Origin of the sequence: Bacillus paranthracis, assembly GCF_024296885.1 — a bacterium.
In the GTDB taxonomy this organism is placed as follows: Bacteria; Bacillota; Bacilli; order Bacillales; family Bacillaceae_G; genus Bacillus_A; species Bacillus_A paranthracis.
Genome location: NZ_CP101135.1, coordinates 1,083,891 through 1,103,715, shown reverse-complemented (window position 1 = coordinate 1,103,715; position 19,825 = coordinate 1,083,891). Strand labels below are relative to the sequence as shown.

The window sequence follows — 19,825 nt, the reverse complement described above, 5'->3', positions numbered from 1 at the left end:
ATGCATAATATTATGTACGTTGTTCATTAAATTGACACAAACATTCTTAAAAACGCTTACTATTTTCACAACATTCTTATTATAACACAGAGAAAAACTATGGTTTAGCTACTTTTGACTTTTCTCCTTCGCGATTCGTTTGTGTGTTATATGGCACAACGTAAAAACTCGGTTTTGAAAAGATGTTAACGAACTTTTCCTCATATTCCCCGGCACCATTTACAGTACCTACATGCGTATGAATTCCATTTTCCACTCTATAAATACGATACATAATTCTTTCATCTGGAAGTGGTGTCCAGCTTAATTTCGCTTTAAATAAACCGAAAGGGCTAAATGCTAATTTCATTTTCACATCTTCAATCTTGCGCAGCCGAATTGGAGCACCGATTGTTTCCACACCTTCTGGTTTCCTAAACTGCTCTTTCTGTTCTACATTTGCTTTCGTTAAAATTTTCTTAAACAATTTTGTTGCTGATGCACTTTCTCCTTGCAACTTATGCTCTTCATCTATGCGGTCATAACCAATCCAAACAGCGCCTACTAAATTTGGCGTATAGCCAACGAACCACATATCCCTCGCCCCATTATCGTCATTTGGTAAGGAAGTTGTACCTGTTTTCCCAGCTAACGCCCCGCTATATACACCGACTTTCGCTGTCCCTTCCTTTACAACTCCTTCTAACATTTTCGTCATATACCAAGCCGTTTGTTTCGAGAAAATTTTCGTTTCTACTTTTGGCGACTCTCCAATGACTGCGCCGTGTCTATTTAACACTTTATCAATAACGTGCGGCTCAATAATATCACCATTTGCTAAAAACGCACGGTACATTTTCACAAGATCAAATGTTGAAACACCATTTTTCAATCCGCCAAGCGCTGTACTTAAGCCAGCATCAGCAATGTGAACATTTCCTTTCTCTAAATATTGCTTTCCTTCTTCTACCCCTAACTCATTTAATAAAGAAACTGCTGGTACATTTGCTGACTCTACAATCGCATCGTACATCGTCATTTCTTTCGAATACTCATGGTTATAATTTCGAGGTTCATAACCTTCAAAAGAATGTCTTTCATTCTTTAATAAAGAATACGGATTATACTTTTTCGTTTCGAGTGCTGGCGCATAAACGATAAGTGGTTTTAGCACAGAACCGGGCTGTCTTTTTGCAAAAACACGATTGAACCCTCTCGGAACGTACTTTCTTCCGCCAATCGCCGCTTTAATGCCGCCTGTACGATTATCCATTAATAAAAAAGCACCTTGCGCTCCCTCTTCTTTCCCAGGGAAATTCCTTGCATCTTGAAACTGGTTATATGCTACCTTTTGAATTTTTTCATCCATCGGTACGACAAACGTATATCCTCCGCGAAGCACTTCTTGATGAGACAATCCGTATAAACGTGCTGCTTCATCTATGACCATATCAATATACGGCATATATGCGAGCTCATTCTCATCTAAGTTTTTATAGAGAGCGATTGTCTTTCCTTGATAACGTACGCTTTCTTCGGCAGTCAAATAGCCTTGTTTATGCATAAGTGACAATACGAGATCGCGGCGTTCTTTACTCTTCTCTGGAGAAAAATAAGGTGAATAACCGTTTGGCGACTTCGGAAGACCTGCAAGCATTGCTCCTTCTTCTACTGTTAAATCTTCTACATTTTTATTAAAATATAACTTTGCTGCTGCTTGAATACCGTAAGCTCCATGGCCAAAATAAATATGATTCATATACATTTCAAGAATTTGTTGCTTCGTATATTTTTGCTCTAATTGAAGGGAAATTGCGACTTCCTTCAACTTGCGCGTAAATGTTTTTTCACGAGTTAAAAAGACGTTTTTAGCAAGTTGCTGCGTAATCGTACTGCCGCCTTCGACCTTCCCTCCAGCTAACGTGTCTTTATAAAGAGCACGAAATATAGACGGGTAATCAATTCCTTGATGCTCATAAAAACGAGAATCTTCCACCGCAACAAACGCCTGCTGCACGTATTTTGGAATTTGTTCGATTGGTACGAGGTCTCTATTTTCTACGTATAATTTCGTAATTTCTTTCCCTTTCTGGTCAACGATACGTGATGAAGAGTGGAAAACGAGCTGCTTTTCATCCATCATATAGCCACCAGCTAACACAATTAGTTTATAAAGGACAATCGCTAGTACAAGCGTTGCTAACCCACCTAATAAAGTCCACTTTACTTTCTTCATACATCGGCCTTCTTTCCAAATGATGGTACATTTATTATTTGAAAAAGAAGTATCTTTATGTATATAATCTTCGAAGTTTTTTAAGAGAGTTGATATAATAGAAACAAATAAGTAAGGGGGCATTAAAATGAAGGCTATTATTTCATACGAAACACCTCTAGAACAAGCACATTTCACTGCAAAAAATGATGAAAAAAATATGTTTTATAAAGAAAATACAGAAGAATCTGTAGAAGGATCACTTCAGTATGATGTACTAGACGCTGTTGGAGAATTTAAAGGACAGCCTGGCTATATCGTTTGTAACAACATTTCTGTAACAGACGAAGGTCGCCCAGTATTTGAAAACCGTTTTAAAAACCGCGCAGGCCTTATTGAAAACGAACCAGGATTCCAAGCGATCCGCGTTCTACGCCCATTAAGTAACGATACATACGTCATCTTAACGATGTGGGAAACAGAGCAAAACTTTAAAGACTGGACAGAATCACGTTCATTCGAAAATGCTCATAAAAAACGCCCCGCACAAGCAGAAGGACAAGCTCCGGCGCATCCACATGCAGAACAGCAAAAGAGTATTTTCTCTCGTCCGTCTTTCGTGACTACTTTTGATGTGTTAGTTTAGGGTTTTGGAGTTCGAAGTTTGAAGGTCACGGTATGTGAAATTATATCGACGATTTTCTGAATATATCGGCGATTTTTCGAATATATCAACGATTTTTTCAATATATCGACGATTCGACAAAGAATATCGACTTATCGACAAATGACGACACAAAAAGGAAACACCGTTACACACCGGTGTTTCCTTTTTCTTTGTACCAATTATATATACGAAGCGCATCTTCTTTTTGCATATGTTTCACTTTGTAAGGATGCCCCGCTACTGATACGACAGCTGCACATAGCTCGTCTTTCTTTTGAAAATACGACTGACTGTATTCGACTGCTTGCACATGCCTTCTTCGCATGATTCCTGTATATTTCGCGAGTCCTCGGTATACCATGACTAACTGATTGTCTCGTATCATATAACCACTACTTGTATACCGCGCGTATGCAAGTAACGTAAATATAATACATAGTGGTATGAGAGTGGATAACGCAATATTTTGTTTAAAATATATACTCGCACCTATGATTGGCACAGCGAGTACGGCACTTGTAATCCAGCCCATGATGACATAACGACGTAATGCTGCTTTCGGTAAATGAACGATTTCCGCTTCCATTTCATACGGCAACTGTAAATATGCGAGTAACTGCTGCACATCTTTTTTCTTCATAAAAGGATGTAACATCACTTCATTTCCTGCCGTTTCTATACTTTGAATGACTTCCACCTCGACAGAGCAATAACCGAAAGGCTGACGAAGAATGCCTTCTTTCACCGTAATCGCTTGAATACGGTGTAATTTTAAAACAAACTCTTTCTTATCAAATAAACCTTGCACGATGCGAACTTCATTTCCGTTTCGCTCAATTTTAAAGTTCGCATATTTTAATGCATAACCTGCTGTTGAAATGACCCACGACACTGCCATTAAAATCGCCGCCATAACGATTAATTCATATACACCGTTATCCATCACATACGTTTCTACTTTATTGATAAGCCATTCTGGTAGAAATTGATTAAACTCTGTGTAAAGGATGACTAACATAGAAAACACTAATCCAAATCTGCCAGATGTAATAGATGCTGCTAAAATTTCTTTCGTAGCTAACTGATAAACCGTCTTACTTCCTTCTGCCGCTGGCGCTTCTTCACTCACAACGCTTCTTTCTTTATGTAATAAGGCAATTAGTTCCTTCGCTTCCTCTTCTCTAATGCCAGCTAACATCACTTCTGGCTCAGTCCCGCCGCCCGCTACTTCAATATTTAATTTCGTCAGTCCAAGTATTTGATAGATGATGTTAGAAGACGTACTAATATTTTGCACACGTTCTTTATTTAAGTAACTTTCTTTCTTTACAAAGACGCCATGTTTAATATGTAAAATATTATTTTCAACCCAGTACACTTTGAAATACCATTTTATCGCTGAGAAAATAGCCATAATGAATAATAGAGCCAAAAGAACAAGATGCAAGAAATACCATGGTTCTACTTCACCATCTGATCGAAATAAAACAAGAAAAATAAAAGGCAACAAACCCGCAATTCGAATACCTAATAAAATCGTAATCGGATGTTGCCTTTTATACATCCTCATCACTCACTTTCGCAAGTTCTCCAATTTGTTTTTTCAGCTGCTCTGCTTCTTCTTTCGTTAAACCTGGAATACTATGAGAAGTTGCTGCTGTTGAAATATGTAATTCTGCTAAATTATACTTTCTCATAATTGGGCCCTGTTCAATTGTTACGTGTTGCACACGAATCATCGGAATAAGTACGCGTTTTACAACGAACATTCCCTTTTGAATTTCAATTTCTTCTTCATTTAATCTGTAACTATAATAGCGTTGACGTAAATTTGGAAATACAAAATAATCAAGCGGGATAAATGTAATAGCGCCTGTTACTAACAATCCGAACAGCCAACCCCACCAATTAAAATTAATCATAAAAAAGAAATACGCAATTACGATTGCTAGTATAACTGCCGCCCCAATTAAAGCGTGAATTCGCCACACTTTCAGCATATTAGAATGAATCTCCCTTTCTAACGGCTGCATTTCATCACTCCAATTATATGAATGTATTACTTATATATTAGTTGGTATATACATATTTGTAAAATTATAGTTTTTACATCGTATCCATTACTTCTTTAAAATTCCCTTCATTAATCGAATACACTTGAAACTGAATGTAATCTATCTCATTCGTATCTGGCTTAGCAAATGGCAAAATGTTAAATCTAGCCGCCGATCTTCCTAACATATCCACAATCATAAGAGAAACGTCAACATATTCGAAGTCTACACGGAATACTACCGCTTCTCCTGTATATTCATAATCTTGAATCGCATCATAAGACTTATTGGCACTAATTAACATTACTTTTAATAGTTGGTTCAAATTTTCTGGTTTAAAATTAATCATATATACAGCTCCTTTTTTAACAAAACACTACAAAAATAGTGTAATCTTATACTTTCATAGCTTCACACATCAATTATATTAAAAATAAAGCTAGTTTTTTATAAATTTTTTGATATAATTACTTACGGGAAAAGGGAAGAATTTTGTCTTCCCTTGTGTTTTTATTTGCATCTAGTACTTTTGCTAGATGCTTTTTTTTACGCTAAAAAGGTATCCTCAAACACTTTGAGGATACCTTTCCATTAATTTAGTGCACTTCAACAATTGTACCATCTTCAAATACTTTAAATACGCCAGTAAATCCTGATCCAGCTGCGCCTTCTATTTTATATGTCGTACGCACTCTAATTTGATAATATTTCTTTCCATTCTCTACTTGCGTATTTTCTAGCGTATAATCATAGTCTTCTTTATATTCATTTTTAATATATTCTTTCGCTTTCTCAAAAGTAAATGCATCTTGAGTCTTTCCTGTTTCTACCTTTTGGTTCTTCTCTGTCGTTACCTTCTGGTTCTTTTCTGTTTCTACTTTTTGAGTCTTCTCTGCCGTTACCTTTTGGTTCTTTTCTGCTTCTACCTTTTGAGGCTTCTCTGTTGTTACCTTTTGATTCGTTGCTACATTAGTTTTTTCTGCCTTCGCTACCGTTGCATTCTTTTCTGCTTCACCAATTTTAGTAATTAATCCTGAAGCCTTTTTATTATATTCTTCAAGATTTTTGTTATCTTTTGTTTCTGAAACTAGCTTATTTAATATATCTTTCGCTTCTGCGTAATTTTTCTTATTTATTAACTCTTCACTTTTCACTAGTTGCTCGCTATACTTCTTTTTTTGTTCGACGATAGCTAATAATGCTGTTCGTTCTTCCTTCGCTTGTTTTACTAACGTACTATTTCCATCCTTCATGTTCTCTACTTTTTCAAATGACTTGATTGATTCTTCTACCTTTGTTTCTTCTTTTAACTTCACAGCTTCAATCATTGCTTTTGTTTGTTCTACAAGCACCTTTGCATCTGAATCATCTTTCTTCTCATCTAGTGCTTTTTCAAATGATGATAAGGCATTTTTATACTCTTTATTCGTTAACGCGGTCTTTCCTTCATCCATTACTTTGTCAAAATTCCCATTACTACATCCAGCTAACATTAAAAATGTAAGTCCAATTACCATTAATAACTTTTTCATTTTTTCTCCTCCTATATATCCCCTAAAACAATAGCTTTATATGTATAAAAGTCTGTGTAGTAATTAGACTGAGCGTAAATATGTACTTTATGTGCGGGAAAGGAAGTACATTTCATTTACTATCATTACTTAAAACTCCTAAATATTTGGTTTTCTTCTTTTAAAGACAGAAAGGAATTTTAATAATGTGCGCAAAGTTCTCACCAAGCTCTTTACTACACACACTCTTATACACATAGAAAAACTTTTGAACTTCATATATCTTCTGACGATTTGATACACACTCCGATTTGTAACATACCGAAAAACAAAAAGAAAACAAACTGCAATATAAGTTACAGTTTGTAACTATTTTGTAACACAAATGTAACACATGGTTTTTAAACATACAATAGTTTTTTTTACATTATTTTCCCCACTTTCTATATTTTAAAGCGTTAATCCGGTTCCAATCCTTAATGTAATACGTATTTTCATAACAATCGCGCTAAAAAAGAATTTACATTTTTGATTAAATTGAAGGATATACCCCCTTAAAAAGAAAAAATACGCTATTCTTTCTTCCTATGAGCCTATAGGAAGAAAGAATAACGTATTTTTCAAAAATGAGTTCTTTTATACAAACGCTTTAGTTCTATATCACAATTAAAAGGGCAATCAACGCTAATATAGCTGGAAGTCCTTGTTTTACAATAATTGATTTATTAGATGTGAAACCGCCGAACAGAGCTGCTACTACCACACACATTACAAAGAATAATTGAACCATATAACCAATTGAATTGAGACCAAGTATAAGTCCCCAAATGAGACCAACGGCTAAAAATCCATTATATAAACCTTGGTTTGCAAACATAATAGCTACGTTTCGATCTCCTTCTAAATGCTCCGGTAATTTAAAAGCACGTTTTGCGACTTTTGAATTCATAAAAAACATTTCGAGGCTCATGATAAATAAATGTTCTAATGCTACGATCCCGACTAAAATAGCTGCGATTATTTCCACAGTATTGTGCCCCCTCTATCTTCGCTTTAATCTTATAGCTTATATAAAAATCCGACATCGTCTGAATAACACGTTTTCGAAAATTCCTCCTTCTTACTTATTAAAACATTAATTGATACATCAATATTTGACGCATCAATTAATATACAACTCCTCTTTTAGTTTTGCAAGTTTTTTTGCTCAATTCGTTTTATTTTGTTCCGTCAACTTTAAATCAATTCAAAACCCCTGTTCACTCTCTAGAAACTATGGTGTTTTTCAATAACTACAAAAAAAATCAACTAAATCATCAAATTAATAATTAGTTGTCTCCAAAGACGAAAATTTTATATCATTTTTATTATTTTAGGGGCAATCCATTTTGCTAGCTCTATGGGCATGGGATTACACCAACAAAACAAAAATTGCATACTTAACAAAAAAGCCTACTAATGAAAGTAGACTTAAATTTTTTAGGTTATTAACTTAATAATTTATCAGTTCATTTTCAGGTGTTTGAATAATAACAGGATTTTTTCCTGAATCAATCCACCTTAAAATATCAATCACATTTTGTTTATCTACACCTGTACATCCTTCTGTCCATGAAGTAGAGACATGGAAGAAAATTGCGCTTCCTTTGTATGGTGTACGTGATTCCGTATTATAATTAATTACGAATCCATAATCATATGCTGGGATATACATATTTTCAGCTGACTTCCATCTACCTCTTACAGGCTTTTCTTGTAGCGTATTATAATATGGAGATTTAGAATCATCTACCCAAACATGATTTGGTTTTGCTTCCAAACTTTCGCAACGTTATTTTCTTATATAGCATTTAATTCACTTGATTATCAAAAAGGAATCCTATTATTTATGTATATTAGTGTTATCAGTCTTAAACTACAAAATAAATAATCAAAAGGTTTCCTATAAACTCAACCACTAAAAATTCTCCAATCCATTAAAATGTATAATTAATCTTCAGTTTGCTTTAATCGAAATATACTTATTCCTTTTTCCTTAGCCATGTTTTCAAGATTACTCTCTAAATATTCATAGACATCTTCAATAGAATCTTTAGACAGAAAAATATGTTCTAAATCCAAAGGATCTTTAACCGTTATACTTTTTTTAGAAAAAAGATTTATGATTTGTGGCAAAACACGTATAGTTTCGCACTCTAAATGTAGTCGTCTTCCATTTTTCAAATTGAGAATTAAGTCTAAATTAATTCGAGTCCCAGGAAGGAAAAGAACAGCGGTGGGCTTCTTAACAACAGAAACCTCTATATTGCTAATTTCGCTGTACATAAACTCTTCTACCGGCTCTTTCTTTTTTTTAATTCTAAGTGCCTCACAAAGTGTGATGGTAATATTATGCTCTCCCAAAGTAGTTATACAAAAAGGGTGTAATTTACTAGCATATGCAGGATAATATCTTCCTTCTAATTCAATAACTGTTGGTAATATTCTATTTTCGGAATACAACAAAAATTCTTCCTTTTTCATGACCATTCCACCTTATAAATATATTATTAAAACAACATTTAACAACAAATGCTTAAATATATCACAAACGAAATCTAAAATTTTACTAATTAGGATAAAGTTGGTCTACAATTATTTTACCACAATCTCGAATATATGTATTGCCTTGTCCGTATTTCAGACATTTTTCTGATTTTCACTTATATTTATCGATTTACTGCCAGTATTTTATTTAAGAAAAGAAACACATCCACCTTCCGATTGCTACGTTTATGAGCGATTTAACGGGTGATTATACAGCCTTTTCTAATCCTAAGTTGTAATAAATACAAACTGCTGATTTATAAACCACCTATACTCCATCATATGAATACTTTTAAAAGAATACTAACGTCCCTATAACAAATGTTTTAGGAACGAACTCTATTCATAAAAACAAAAAAATTTCTCCTTACCATCGTATATTTGAAGAAACATTATTAAAATAAATAGAATTAATAAAATGAAAATATGAAATTAAAATTATTTTCCATCAGCTTTACATAAAAAAACAGCCCGCCTTCCGCAAAAGACGAGCCATTCCATTTAATTCTCACTTATTCTCTTCTTATACCAATCCTGCATTCTCTCCGCATCTTCTACTCTCGTATACTCTAATTTATAACTCGATGATGCGCTCGAAAACTTATACGTACATAAATCCGCGCGGCGCTGGAAGTATGATTGCGTCTTTTCCATTGATTGGACGTGTCTTCTTCTAACAAGTCCTGTATATTTTCCGATGCTACGATATACAAGCGTAATTTGCTCTCCATTTACACTGTAACCATTTGTTTTAAATGTTGCGTATCCAAGTATAAAGATGAGAATCGCAAGCGGAATGAGTGCCCACATGATGAAGTGCTTTTCAAAGTATATACTTATACCAATAAGCGGGATAGCTATTATTACGAAAAAGATGAAGCTATCAATGAGATAGCGGCGTAATGCTGCTTTTGGTAATGAAATCATATTTGTATGCAGTTCGTATGGTAATTGTAAATGCGCGAGTAACTGTTGTACTCGATCTTTTCGGATGATTGGATGCAGTGTAACTTTTTCTTTTTCATCATCCGTTCCCTTACTTTGAATCACTTCTACTTGCACAGCACAATAGCCGAATGGCTGACGTAAAATACTTTCTTTTATCGTAATCCCTTGAATACGATGTAACTTTAAGACGAGTTCTTTTTTCTCAAGTAATCCTTGTGAAATGCGGACTTCGTCATTTCTTCGATTTACTGTGAAATCTCCATGTTTTAGCGCATAACCGATTGTAGATATAATCCACGAAAGGACGAGTAAAATAGCTACCATGAAAATCCAGCCATATATATCATGTTGCATTACATATGACTTTACGCTATTCTCTATCCACTTCGGAATGTATTCCTCTACTTGGTGATACACGAAAAAGATTAACGAGAATAATAGTCCAAACTGCCCCGATGTAACAGAGGCTAGTAAAATTTCTTTCCAAGTCAATTTATATTCTGTCGTTTGTTTTTCTTCTGTAACGATTTCTTTTTCTATTGCATGTTCCGCTTTTTCGTCTAGCGTTCCTTCTGCTTTCACTTCTAGAGTTGGCTCATTTAGCAAAGCAATAAGCTCAGTTGCCTCTTCTACTGTAATACCGGCTAAGCTAACCTCCGCATCATCGCCCCCGCCAGCTGTTTCAATTTGGATTTTCTTTAAGCCAAGCATTTGATATAACACGTTAGAGCTTGTATTGATTGTTTGAACACGTTCTTTATTTAAGTAGCTCTCCTTCTTCACAAAGAGACCTTGTTTCACATGTAATACGTTATTTTCAATCCAATATACTTTGTAATACCAGCCTACGATAGCTGAAACAATCGTGATTACCGCAAAACCGATAGGAACTAAATACCAAAATGGGAACTTTCCTTTTAAACTAAGGAGAAAAATAATAAATGGTATAAAATCTGTTATTTTTAATTCCAATAACATCGTGATCGGATGCTGCCTCTTATACATCCTCATCACTCACTTTCGCTAATTCTGCGATTTTCGTTTTCAACATTTCTGCTTCATACATCGTTAAGCCTGGGATGCTGTGAGAAGTTGCTGCTGTTGAAATGTGTAATTCTGCTAAACCGTATTTTCTCATAATCGGCCCTTGTTCAATCGTCACATGCTGTACACGAATCATCGGTACTAATACGCGCTTTACGACGAAAAGACCGTGTTGAATTTCAAGTTCTTCTTCATTTAGTTGGTAGCTGTAATAACGCTGACGTAGTTTTGGGAATAAAAAGTACGAAAATGGTGCGAACACAACTGTTAGCCCAATCATCACATACAAAATCCACGCCCACCAATCAAACTTTATCATGAGGAAAAGGTAAGCTAAAATGACAAGAATACCGATCCCTTCTTCTATTACAGCCCGAACTTTCCACACCTTGACCATGTCAGGGTGAATTTCATTTTTCAATGGATCCATGTAACCACTCCAAATCTAGTAATCTAATATATGAATAGTCTCAATCTATATTTTACATAACCTTACAGAAAATTGAAATTCAATCTTCTTTCTTCTCAGGAATAAAATATCCGAACCAAAGTAGCCAAATGAAACCGATTAACTTCATCCAATTTCCATCCGCTTGAAAAGCTTCTATCATGCCTGGAATTTTATACACCCCAATGAATCCAAGAAAACCGAGCCACCAGTTTTTTTGCATTTTCATCTTTACTCCTCCTTCATGACGTTTTTCACATTTCGAATCCAAATTTCTTTATACTTTAACTGAAATCCCATGAGCATGTAATTACTCATATTATCAATTACAAGCGCTAGCGTATGAGCGTTTTCTTCCGTTGCATCTTGTGACACAACGCCTAGTCTCGCGCCTTTCTTCAATAATTCGTGGAAACCATTTAAAAACTCTTCTTGTATTTCAAATAAGCGTTTCTGATACTTTTCATTTCGCGCCGCAGTTACGATAAATTCATTTATGACGCGCAGTATTCCTTCTTGTCCTTCATACTCAGAGAGCATATGTAAACCATCTGCGATTAACTTTTCTGCAAAGTTTTCTTTCGTATATTGCTCTTTATCGAAATAACTCACGAAATGATACCCAGAGAAAATTTCTTCAAATAAAAAATCGACTAACGCTTCTTTAGAAGAAAAATGATAATAAATGGCCGGTTTTGAAATACCTACCTCTTTCGCAATCATGGAAAGGCTCATCTTCTCAATGCCGTGCTCTGCCATAAGTTTAAATGAAGCCTCTACAATGTTTTGCGATGTTTGTAAATTCTTTGTCATACTGTACCTCACTTATTTTTACTTACCGGTCGGTAAGTAAATTATAAAATGAAACGAAATGATTTTCAAGTTAGTTAGCGCCCCAGGAGGAATTTATTGGTAAATGGAGAAAAATATAAAACAAAAGCAATATATAACAATAAGGAGGATATCATATGGGACTTGGTGGTAAAGGCGGTAGTGGTGGTAATGGCGGCGGTGAAGCTGGACAAGCTGGCAAAAGTGGATTTTCATTACTCATTGTACTTTTTGTCGTATTGATTATAGTTGGAGTTAGCTATATCGGACTTGGCTTCTAAGAAAAGGCGTCCTACATTACACATGTAGGACGCCTTGTTTTTAATCCTTATTCAACAATCGCATACGATAACAATTCATCGTTACTTCTCCAAGTCTTTGCAGTAATTGATAGTTCGCATACGCGCCGACCGGGGCACCGATTACCGGGACGAGCTGAAGCATCTTCGCTAAATCGATATAGTCTCGGTACTCTGTTTGGAACTTTTCCCAGTCCATATGATTTTCTTCTTCTGTATCCCACGTTTCGATTGCTTTCCATATTTCTTTTCGGTGGTCGTCACTTGAAAAGGCAAGTTGGAAAACGTGAAGGATAAAAAGGCGCTCTTCTTTATCGCTCGTATCAAATCCGTACAATGTTGCTGCATCGAATAAAAATTTAATTTTAATGCCGAGCAACAGCGGAAAGTCAGCAAGGCCAAGGAGAATACCGCCTGCTCCCGTCCCCGCTCCTTCTGCCGCTGCTATTTTTTTATACTCATCCATTTTTTTACGTACTTCATCATCTCGTCTTTGCAACGACCAGTTCGTCTCTTTTAATTTCGGCTTTATAAAGTTCGATCCGGCACTAATTGTTTGCACCATCATCCGAATCGTTTCTGTTAATACTTTTTGTACTTTCGCCGGAATAAGCTGTTGTACTTTCGTCTGCACTTTCTTTGAGAACCGTGTCATCATAGAAGAATCTTTCATGAATGTAGCTTTCCACTGCTCCAGTTCTTTTATAACCTTTTCTTCATATGTAATCATAGGTTCATTCCCTTCAATTTAAACGCTCAATACGTTTTGCCCCGTATTGATAAACGAAACCGATACTAAATACTATGCTTACGACTAATAAAATTCCCGTCATCATGAAATCTTTCGTAGCAAGTGCAAATATGATTGTAAATACAACGCTGCCAATAATGAGAATTGCATTTAATAAAGTAAGAAAATCTTTCTTCTTCTCTTCTCCGCCTACTGGGTACAAATCAAGCCAAATTTTCATGCGGTGATGTTTCCATAAAGTTAATAGCTGATAACCGATTAAGTATAGGAAGATAAGGCTTACGATAAATCGTCCATATAAAAACGGAATGAAGTAAAGAATAACTCCGCCAAGAGCGAGCAGGCGCACATATAAGCCAAAATAATTACCAGATCTTAAGAACGTTCTCGTATATAAGTATAAATAGGTACGCTTTTCACCGATCATCGAAAGAATGAAATCAAGCCATTTTCTACGTGCTACTCTCTCTTTTAATGCTGGTACATCAACGAACATATTCGCGATGCGGTACAGCAGCATCATCTTCTTACCTTCTTCAGAAATTAAATACTCCCAGTTTAGTGGTTTCCCCTTCACCATTTGATGCAGAATAGCGAGGTATAACACCATCAGAAGGATGATTCCGGCAATAAACATAACTGAAGTACGTTCCACAAGGAAATAAACAAATAAGGCGTTTAAAATAAATCGAATGAACCAATCGGCTCTTTGTATATTTTGATCTGTTAAAAATGACTTTTCCCACGCTACAAATAAATTCCACGCTTTTACAATGACAAATGCGAGTACGATCCATATGTAACCAGCTCCTGTTTGCTTCATTTGTTGGAAGTATAACGGAGCAAGCGCTGCTGCTACGATTGCAATTATGTATAACTGAATCATAAACGTAAAAAGAAATGCCTTTGTGAAGTACGGTTTTAACTTTTCTTCCACTGGCAGTAAGTAAACGAGATCCGCTTCTTTTAACAACGTTTGAATGGATCCGGTCGTTAATACGAGCCCAAGCAACACTGCCATAACGAGGGCCGTCGGAAACGAAGGTGTTAACGTTTGTAACCATTGCTGGTAATAATATGCTCCTGCGCCGATGATGAATACGAAAATAAATTTTAAATGATCATTAAATACGTATTTACTATATGTACGAACTTCTTGTAAAAAGTAACGAAATCGTTCTTTCCATAATGCTGTGCTATTCATAATCTTCTTCCTTCGTTAATGCAATATAAATATCATCTAACGTTGCATCCGGCATATGAAACTGTGATTGCAGCTCAGATAATGTTCCCTTCGCTCTCACTTCGCCTTGATGCAAAATAATGAACGAATCACAATAACGCTCTGCCGTCGCTAAAATATGTGTACTCATTAAAATACCTGCACCGCTCTTTTTCATTTGGTCCATCATTTGAAGGAGTGATTGGATTGCTAACGGATCAAGCCCAACGAACGGTTCGTCCACAATGTAAAGAGATGGCTCTACTAAAAACGCACTCATAATCATTACTTTTTGTTTCATCCCTTTTGAGAAATGAGACGGAAACCATTTCAAACGATTTTTCATACGGAATTCTTGTAATAATTGTCCTACACGTTCTTCATATTGTTTTTCATCGACACCGTAAGCCATCGCTGTTAGCTTCAAATGTTCTTCTAGCGTTAGCTCATCATATAATACAGGTGTTTCTGGGATGAACGAAAAACTAGAACGGTACGCTGTCATATCATCACGAATTGTTTTCCCATTAATCGTGACAGTTCCTTTTTTCGGTTCCATTAAACCGATAATATGTTTAATCGTCGTACTTTTACCTGCTCCATTTAAACCGATTAAGCCGACAAGTTCACCCTTATTCACAGAGAACGAAACATCTTTTAATACAGGTCGTTTCGTATATCCTCCTGTAACATTTTCTACACGCAATAACTCGCTCATACGACACCACTTTCTTCATTTATATTCGTTCTATATTCATCTTACCAAAAATTACGCTGTACTACATAGTATCGATGCATTCAAAAAAATTTAAATTTGTTCGCATATATTTTCCCGAAAGCGGACATCATAATTAAGGAAGAAGGAACACATTGAAAAAGCGACCACCTATTGATGAGTACAACAACATAGTGAAGTCATCATGAAATGGGGTGTCCAAGTTGGACAAAGGAATTTACACATAACCAGATTATTTGTTTTATTTTCGAAACGGGGTGTCTCCGAAAGAGCATATACTGTTTTAAAAAGTAAACAATTTCATTTAAAAAGATTGCAATTCATTTCACTTGAAAATGGGGTGTCTACGGCAGAAACTTTAGCCGATTTACCGTGCATTTCTTAAAATAAATGAGGTGTCTGCGAAACGTAAATTACGATAATGCTTTTTCAATCCATCTTCAGAAAACAGGAAGCTGAGTCAGCTTCCTGTTTTTCGTGTTTGTTCTCTTATGTAATTATGGTAAAATACGGCTAAGGATATTTGAAAGGATGAGATCGATGAATCATACAGCAGATAATTGTATTTTTTGTAAAATCATTGACGGGCAAATCCCTTGCTCAAAAGTATACGAAGATGAACATGTGCTTGCATTTTTAGATATTAGTCAAGTAACAAAAGGACATACTCTTGTTATTCCAAAAGTTCACAAACAAGACATTTTTGCGTTAACGCCAGAAATCGCATCACACATTTTTTCTGTCGTTCCGAAAATCGCAAATGCGATTAAAGCAGAGTTTAATCCAGTTGGCTTTAACCTACTTAATAATAATGGTGAAAAAGCTGGACAAACTGTGTTCCACTTCCACCTTCATTTAATTCCACGCTACGGTGAAAACGATGGTTTCGGTGCTGTTTGGAAATCACATCAAAATGAATACACAATGGAAAATTTACAAAACATCGCAAGTACAATTGCAAATAGTGTGAAATAGTGACACTATAATAAGAAGTCATACATAACAAGCCACTTTCCTAACGTGATTAAATATGGCACGGCTTGTTTCTCCACTTAAGATGCCAGGGACTGCACACTTTCCTTTCCCTCGTCTTAAAGATATGCATATTTTTTCACATCATGAATACGAACAAAAAATAAGGAGGTCTCCTTTTATGTCAAAAGCTAAATCCTTTATTACAGGTGTCATTTGCGGCGGAGCAGTTGCTGGACTAGCTGTTCTTTTCTCAACTCCTTCTTCGGGCAAAGACATGCGCGGTAAGTTAAAAGAAAAAGGAAATGATATTAAAAAGACTTTAGCTGATATTACAGCTGATACAAAATTATTAAAACGTCAAATCGTTGAAACTGCTTCAGAAGGTAAAGAAGTGTTCCAAGAATTAAAAGACGATATGCACGATACACTTTCTAACTGGAAGCAAGATATTTCTCAAAACAAACGACATATTGAGAAAGAGATTTTGGACATTCAAAAATCAATTGAGAAACTACAAGAAGCTGTTCCGGAAAAAGCGTAAACAAATTCCTGCTTAGTTTTTTGCATATAACAAATATTTTTTATATAAATTGACCTTAACACGGCATATCACATAGATATGCCGTGTTTTTATGCATTTACAATATATGTTATCACTTAACATGTATGGACAACACATGTATTCACGACTCATAAACCGCTTCCATAGTTATGCATGATTTGTATAGAATGTCATTTTTCCAAAAAATTTTCACAATTCTCACAAAAAGACTTTATTAATTTTTATTTTACTGGCATAATAGATAGTAATGAAAAAGAATGTTAAAGTGGGTGAGTATATGAAAAGTGGAGAAAAAGATTACTCGGTAAAAGAAGCGATGATTTTCAGCCAACGCATTGCTCAATTATCGAAAGCGTTATGGAAATGTGTAGAGAAAGATTGGCAGATGTGGATTAAACCTTATGATTTAAACATTAATGAGCATCATATTTTAACAATCGCTTATCATTTAAAAGGGGCTTCTATTTCTGAGATTGCTAAGTTTGGAGTTATGCACGTATCAACGGCGTTTAACTTCTCGAAAAAGTTGGAAGAACGCGGCTATCTTGTATTCTCGAAAAAAGAAGATGATAAACGAAATACGTACATCGAAATTACAGACAAAGGGGAAGAATTACTACTTCGCTTAATGGAGGAGTATGACCCTGAAAATAATTCAGTGTTTAATGGGGCTCTTGCACTTCGTAATTTTTATGGGAAGTTCCCAGAAAATATCGAACTGATTGCTATCTTGCGTAACATTTACGGACAAGACTTCATCGATATTTTTGAGAAATCATTAGAAGATATTGAAGAGAACTTTACAGAATCCGATCAAAAGTTAGTTAAGAAGTAATCTATTTACTTTTTCGCAATCATGCTTAAGAATTCATTCATAAGCGGTTTGAATAAACCTTGTTTTGCTAGCGCTTCCGCAGTTTCGTGTACTTCGAGCTGATGTGGAAGCGCTTTTTCAAATTGATCTAACAGCGCATCGAACAAAAGAAGGCCTTCTGCTTTCTCCGCTACATATTGTTCGTTCAGTTTTTCACAAAGATGTAGTATACGTTCAACATCTTTTTTACGAGCTTTTTTCTTTATGATTAAAGAATAAAATGGACACTTTTCTTCATCAATCATTTTAAATAGTAGGTCTACGTAGTATTCAGCTTGTTCTAATCTTCTAACAACGTCCATTTTCTCCCTCACTTTCTAACACAAAGTCTTCTATTTCTGAATTTTATAACACGAACAAAATATCGTATGATACAATATATAAAGTATATGTATTTTAGCCAAAAGGAGGTCTCGCCTCATGACACTTATAACAGTTGTTTTTGTCGCATTCGCACTTCTTGTTATATTTTACACGAATTTCATGACACATACACTGTGTGAACGAAAACAAATATCTGCGAGCCGCCAACCCGGTGTCTTTCGGGTTATTAATGTATGTATAACAATTTTATTAATTTCTAGTTATATAGAAATTATATTTCATGGAAAGTGAGGAAGGAAAGCCCCTTCCTCACTTTTTTCCTCTATAAGCAAATTATACCTACTATAACCAATAAAATAAACAGTACAAGTAATAAAATAAGTTGAGAATTCATCCCCATCCCCTCCTCTTTCCTGTATATGCGGCATACGCCCAATATGGCACACCTTCAAAATCTGACACGTACTGGTTAATTTTTCTTTATCAATATGAAATCGAGTCGAAATATGATATATTAAATTTTGTACATATTGCTTATACTATGAAATAAATGACACGCATCTTAACTTTATCCTAAAGCCTCGGTAAGCCTTGTTAAGCGCGCTTTACCAATATACAAAGCAAAAGTATCAGTGAGACTTAATCGGGCTCTGATGAACTAAAATTCATTGGTATAGGATAAATTAAAAATACATAATAGTAGGAGTGTTTATCGAATGAAGAAAGCTATGCTTGCCTTAGCCGCAACAAGTGTAATCGCACTATCAGCTTGTGGAACATCATCATCAGACAAAATCGTTACATCTAAAGCTGGTGACATTACAAAAGAAGAGTTCTATGAACAAATGAAAAATTCACCAACTGGTAAACAAACACTAAACAACATGGTTTTAGAAAAAGTACTTATTAAAAACTACAAAGTTGAAGACAAAGATGTAGACAAAAAGTACGATGAAATGAAAAAACAAATCGGTGATCAATTCGATACACTATTAAAACAACCAGGTGTTACAGAAAAAACATTAAAAAATAGTGTACGCGCTCAATTAGCTCAAGAAAAAGCAGTTGAACAAGCAATCACTGATAAAGAGGTTAAGGATTACTATAAACCTGAAATTAAAGCAAGCCACATTCTTGTAAAAGATGAAGCGACTGCGAAAAAGGTTAAAGAAGAGCTTGGACAAGGTAAATCTTTCGAAGAGTTAGCAAAACAATACTCTGAAGATACTGGTTCAAAAGAAAAAGGTGGGGACTTAGGATTCTTCGGACCTGGTAAAATGGTTAAAGAATTCGAAGATGCTGCTTACAAGCTGAAAAAAGATGAAGTAAGCGAACCTGTGAAATCACAATTCGGTTACCACATCATTAAAGTTACAGACATTAAAGAACCAGAAAAATCATTCGAACAATCAAAAGCTGATTTGAAAAAAGAATTAGTTGAGAAGAAAAAGCAAGATGGCGAATTCATGAACGATCTTATGATAAAAGAAATCAAAAAAGCTGACGTAAAAGTTGACGATAAAGATTTAAAAGATCTTTTTGAAGAGCCAAAAGCTAAAAAAGATGAAAAGAAATAATGAATTGAAAAAAGCTCGGGCTTAGGTCCGAGCTTTTTTGTATACCCTCTTCTCTCGGTAGTTATGTCCGAGTTCGGTAAATGAAATTATATAGTTGGTCCTCTGAATAAATTATATCGGCGATTTTCATAATATATCGACTTACCGACAGAAACTGACAATAACTGCGAACCCCTCTTAAAACACAAAAAAACCTCGATTCACGCCACACGGAACCAAGGT

The 19,825-nt window shown here is 35.2% G+C and carries 22 protein-coding genes and 1 pseudogene; 7 read left to right on the top strand and 16 right to left on the bottom strand.

The features are described from left to right. Positions 1 to 97: 97 nt before the first annotated feature. Complete coding sequence (locus NLJ82_RS05590) at positions 98 to 2,215, bottom strand: transglycosylase domain-containing protein (protein WP_000756269.1); 2,118 nt, start codon at positions 2,213 to 2,215, stop codon at positions 98 to 100. A gap of 127 nt (positions 2,216 to 2,342) precedes the next feature. On the opposite strand from NLJ82_RS05590, the gene hmoB reads away from it, so the two are divergent. Next, entirely contained in the window at positions 2,343 to 2,840 is a 498-nt protein-coding gene (hmoB, locus tag NLJ82_RS05585; RefSeq protein WP_000644059.1) for a heme-degrading monooxygenase HmoB, read from the top strand. 166 nt (positions 2,841 to 3,006) lie between these two features. Here hmoB and NLJ82_RS05580 read toward each other — a convergent pair whose 3' ends face one another. The 11 genes and pseudogenes from NLJ82_RS05580 to NLJ82_RS05530 form a co-directional block, all read right to left on the bottom strand. Continuing rightward, positions 3,007 to 4,425 (bottom strand): PH domain-containing protein, encoded by a 1,419-nt coding sequence (locus NLJ82_RS05580; protein ID WP_000278117.1) that lies wholly within the window; start codon positions 4,423 to 4,425, stop codon positions 3,007 to 3,009. Then, on the bottom strand, positions 4,418 to 4,894 hold the full coding sequence (locus NLJ82_RS05575; RefSeq protein ID WP_001182700.1) for a PH domain-containing protein: 477 nt from the start codon (positions 4,892 to 4,894) through the stop codon (positions 4,418 to 4,420). Before NLJ82_RS05575 ends, NLJ82_RS05580 begins: the two co-directional genes overlap by 8 nt. Positions 4,895 to 4,967: 73 nt before the next feature. Then, complete coding sequence (locus NLJ82_RS05570; protein ID WP_000606820.1) at positions 4,968 to 5,264, bottom strand: hypothetical protein; 297 nt, start codon at positions 5,262 to 5,264, stop codon at positions 4,968 to 4,970. Between the two features lie 247 nt (positions 5,265 to 5,511). Then, the gene (locus NLJ82_RS05565; protein ID WP_000735179.1) at positions 5,512 to 6,447 is read right to left on the bottom strand and encodes a hypothetical protein; all 936 of its coding nucleotides are present in this window, start codon (positions 6,445 to 6,447) and stop codon (positions 5,512 to 5,514) included. A 634-nt stretch (positions 6,448 to 7,081) separates the two neighbouring features. Beyond that, positions 7,082 to 7,453, bottom strand: coding sequence for a DUF1304 domain-containing protein (locus tag NLJ82_RS05560; protein ID WP_000402494.1), 372 nt, complete (start codon positions 7,451 to 7,453; stop codon positions 7,082 to 7,084). A 465-nt stretch (positions 7,454 to 7,918) separates the two neighbouring features. Continuing rightward, a pseudogene (locus NLJ82_RS05555) lies at positions 7,919 to 8,233 on the bottom strand (L,D-transpeptidase family protein); the annotation flags it as partial. A gap of 182 nt (positions 8,234 to 8,415) precedes the next feature. Continuing rightward, positions 8,416 to 8,949 (bottom strand): hypothetical protein, encoded by a 534-nt coding sequence (locus NLJ82_RS05550; protein WP_000711253.1) that lies wholly within the window; start codon positions 8,947 to 8,949, stop codon positions 8,416 to 8,418. A gap of 564 nt (positions 8,950 to 9,513) precedes the next feature. Continuing rightward, positions 9,514 to 10,965, bottom strand: a complete 1,452-nt coding sequence (locus NLJ82_RS05545; RefSeq protein WP_000278190.1) for a PH domain-containing protein — start codon at positions 10,963 to 10,965, stop codon at positions 9,514 to 9,516. Further along, positions 10,958 to 11,434: a PH domain-containing protein gene (locus NLJ82_RS05540; RefSeq protein WP_000371358.1), complete on the bottom strand. Its 477-nt coding sequence runs from the start codon at positions 11,432 to 11,434 to the stop codon at positions 10,958 to 10,960. The genes NLJ82_RS05545 and NLJ82_RS05540 overlap by 8 nt, the downstream gene beginning before the upstream one ends. Positions 11,435 to 11,513: 79 nt before the next feature. Continuing rightward, positions 11,514 to 11,681, bottom strand: coding sequence for a hypothetical protein (locus NLJ82_RS05535; RefSeq protein WP_000783813.1), 168 nt, complete (start codon positions 11,679 to 11,681; stop codon positions 11,514 to 11,516). A 2-nt stretch (positions 11,682 to 11,683) separates the two neighbouring features. Beyond that, positions 11,684 to 12,265 carry a TetR/AcrR family transcriptional regulator gene (locus NLJ82_RS05530; RefSeq protein WP_000164850.1) on the bottom strand — a complete coding sequence of 194 codons (582 nt, stop codon included), beginning with the start codon at positions 12,263 to 12,265 and terminating at the stop codon, positions 11,684 to 11,686. A 155-nt stretch (positions 12,266 to 12,420) separates the two neighbouring features. Between NLJ82_RS05530 and NLJ82_RS05525 the strand changes: the two genes are divergently transcribed. After that, positions 12,421 to 12,564: a YjcZ family sporulation protein gene (locus tag NLJ82_RS05525; protein ID WP_000522746.1), complete on the top strand. Its 144-nt coding sequence runs from the start codon at positions 12,421 to 12,423 to the stop codon at positions 12,562 to 12,564. A 40-nt stretch (positions 12,565 to 12,604) separates the two neighbouring features. Here the strand turns inward: NLJ82_RS05525 and ecsC are convergent, their stop codons facing one another. Genes ecsC through ecsA form a run of 3 tightly spaced genes read right to left on the bottom strand, consistent with a single transcriptional unit; the run spans position 12,605 to position 15,273 of the window. Further along, entirely contained in the window at positions 12,605 to 13,312 is a 708-nt protein-coding gene (ecsC, locus tag NLJ82_RS05520; RefSeq protein WP_000634128.1) for an ecs operon protein EcsC, read from the bottom strand. A 13-nt stretch (positions 13,313 to 13,325) separates the two neighbouring features. Then, positions 13,326 to 14,537: an ABC transporter permease EcsB gene (gene ecsB / locus NLJ82_RS05515; protein ID WP_001089166.1), complete on the bottom strand. Its 1,212-nt coding sequence runs from the start codon at positions 14,535 to 14,537 to the stop codon at positions 13,326 to 13,328. Then, positions 14,530 to 15,273: an ABC transporter ATP-binding protein EcsA gene (gene ecsA, locus NLJ82_RS05510; protein ID WP_001292601.1), complete on the bottom strand. Its 744-nt coding sequence runs from the start codon at positions 15,271 to 15,273 to the stop codon at positions 14,530 to 14,532. Before ecsA ends, ecsB begins: the two co-directional genes overlap by 8 nt. Positions 15,274 to 15,831: 558 nt before the next feature. Between ecsA and NLJ82_RS05505 the strand changes: the two genes are divergently transcribed. From NLJ82_RS05505 to NLJ82_RS05495, 3 genes are all read left to right on the top strand, one after another. Continuing rightward, positions 15,832 to 16,266 (top strand): HIT family protein, encoded by a 435-nt coding sequence (locus tag NLJ82_RS05505; protein ID WP_001016840.1) that lies wholly within the window; start codon positions 15,832 to 15,834, stop codon positions 16,264 to 16,266. 178 nt (positions 16,267 to 16,444) lie between these two features. Continuing rightward, complete coding sequence (locus NLJ82_RS05500) at positions 16,445 to 16,807, top strand: YtxH domain-containing protein (protein WP_000030300.1); 363 nt, start codon at positions 16,445 to 16,447, stop codon at positions 16,805 to 16,807. A gap of 298 nt (positions 16,808 to 17,105) precedes the next feature. Next, positions 17,106 to 17,663: an HTH-type transcriptional regulator Hpr gene (locus NLJ82_RS05495; protein ID WP_000834918.1), complete on the top strand. Its 558-nt coding sequence runs from the start codon at positions 17,106 to 17,108 to the stop codon at positions 17,661 to 17,663. Between the two features lie 5 nt (positions 17,664 to 17,668). Here NLJ82_RS05495 and NLJ82_RS05490 read toward each other — a convergent pair whose 3' ends face one another. Then, a complete protein-coding gene (locus NLJ82_RS05490; protein WP_000383660.1) occupies positions 17,669 to 18,004 on the bottom strand; it encodes a DUF1878 family protein in 336 nt (111 codons plus the stop codon). A gap of 118 nt (positions 18,005 to 18,122) precedes the next feature. On the opposite strand from NLJ82_RS05490, the gene NLJ82_RS05485 reads away from it, so the two are divergent. Together NLJ82_RS05485 and prsA are read left to right on the top strand one after the other, a co-directional pair. Beyond that, positions 18,123 to 18,317 (top strand): hypothetical protein, encoded by a 195-nt coding sequence (locus NLJ82_RS05485; protein ID WP_000172692.1) that lies wholly within the window; start codon positions 18,123 to 18,125, stop codon positions 18,315 to 18,317. 425 nt (positions 18,318 to 18,742) lie between these two features. After that, positions 18,743 to 19,603 (top strand): peptidylprolyl isomerase PrsA, encoded by an 861-nt coding sequence (prsA, locus tag NLJ82_RS05480; protein WP_000710066.1) that lies wholly within the window; start codon positions 18,743 to 18,745, stop codon positions 19,601 to 19,603. The last annotated feature ends 222 nt before the right edge of the window (positions 19,604 to 19,825 follow it).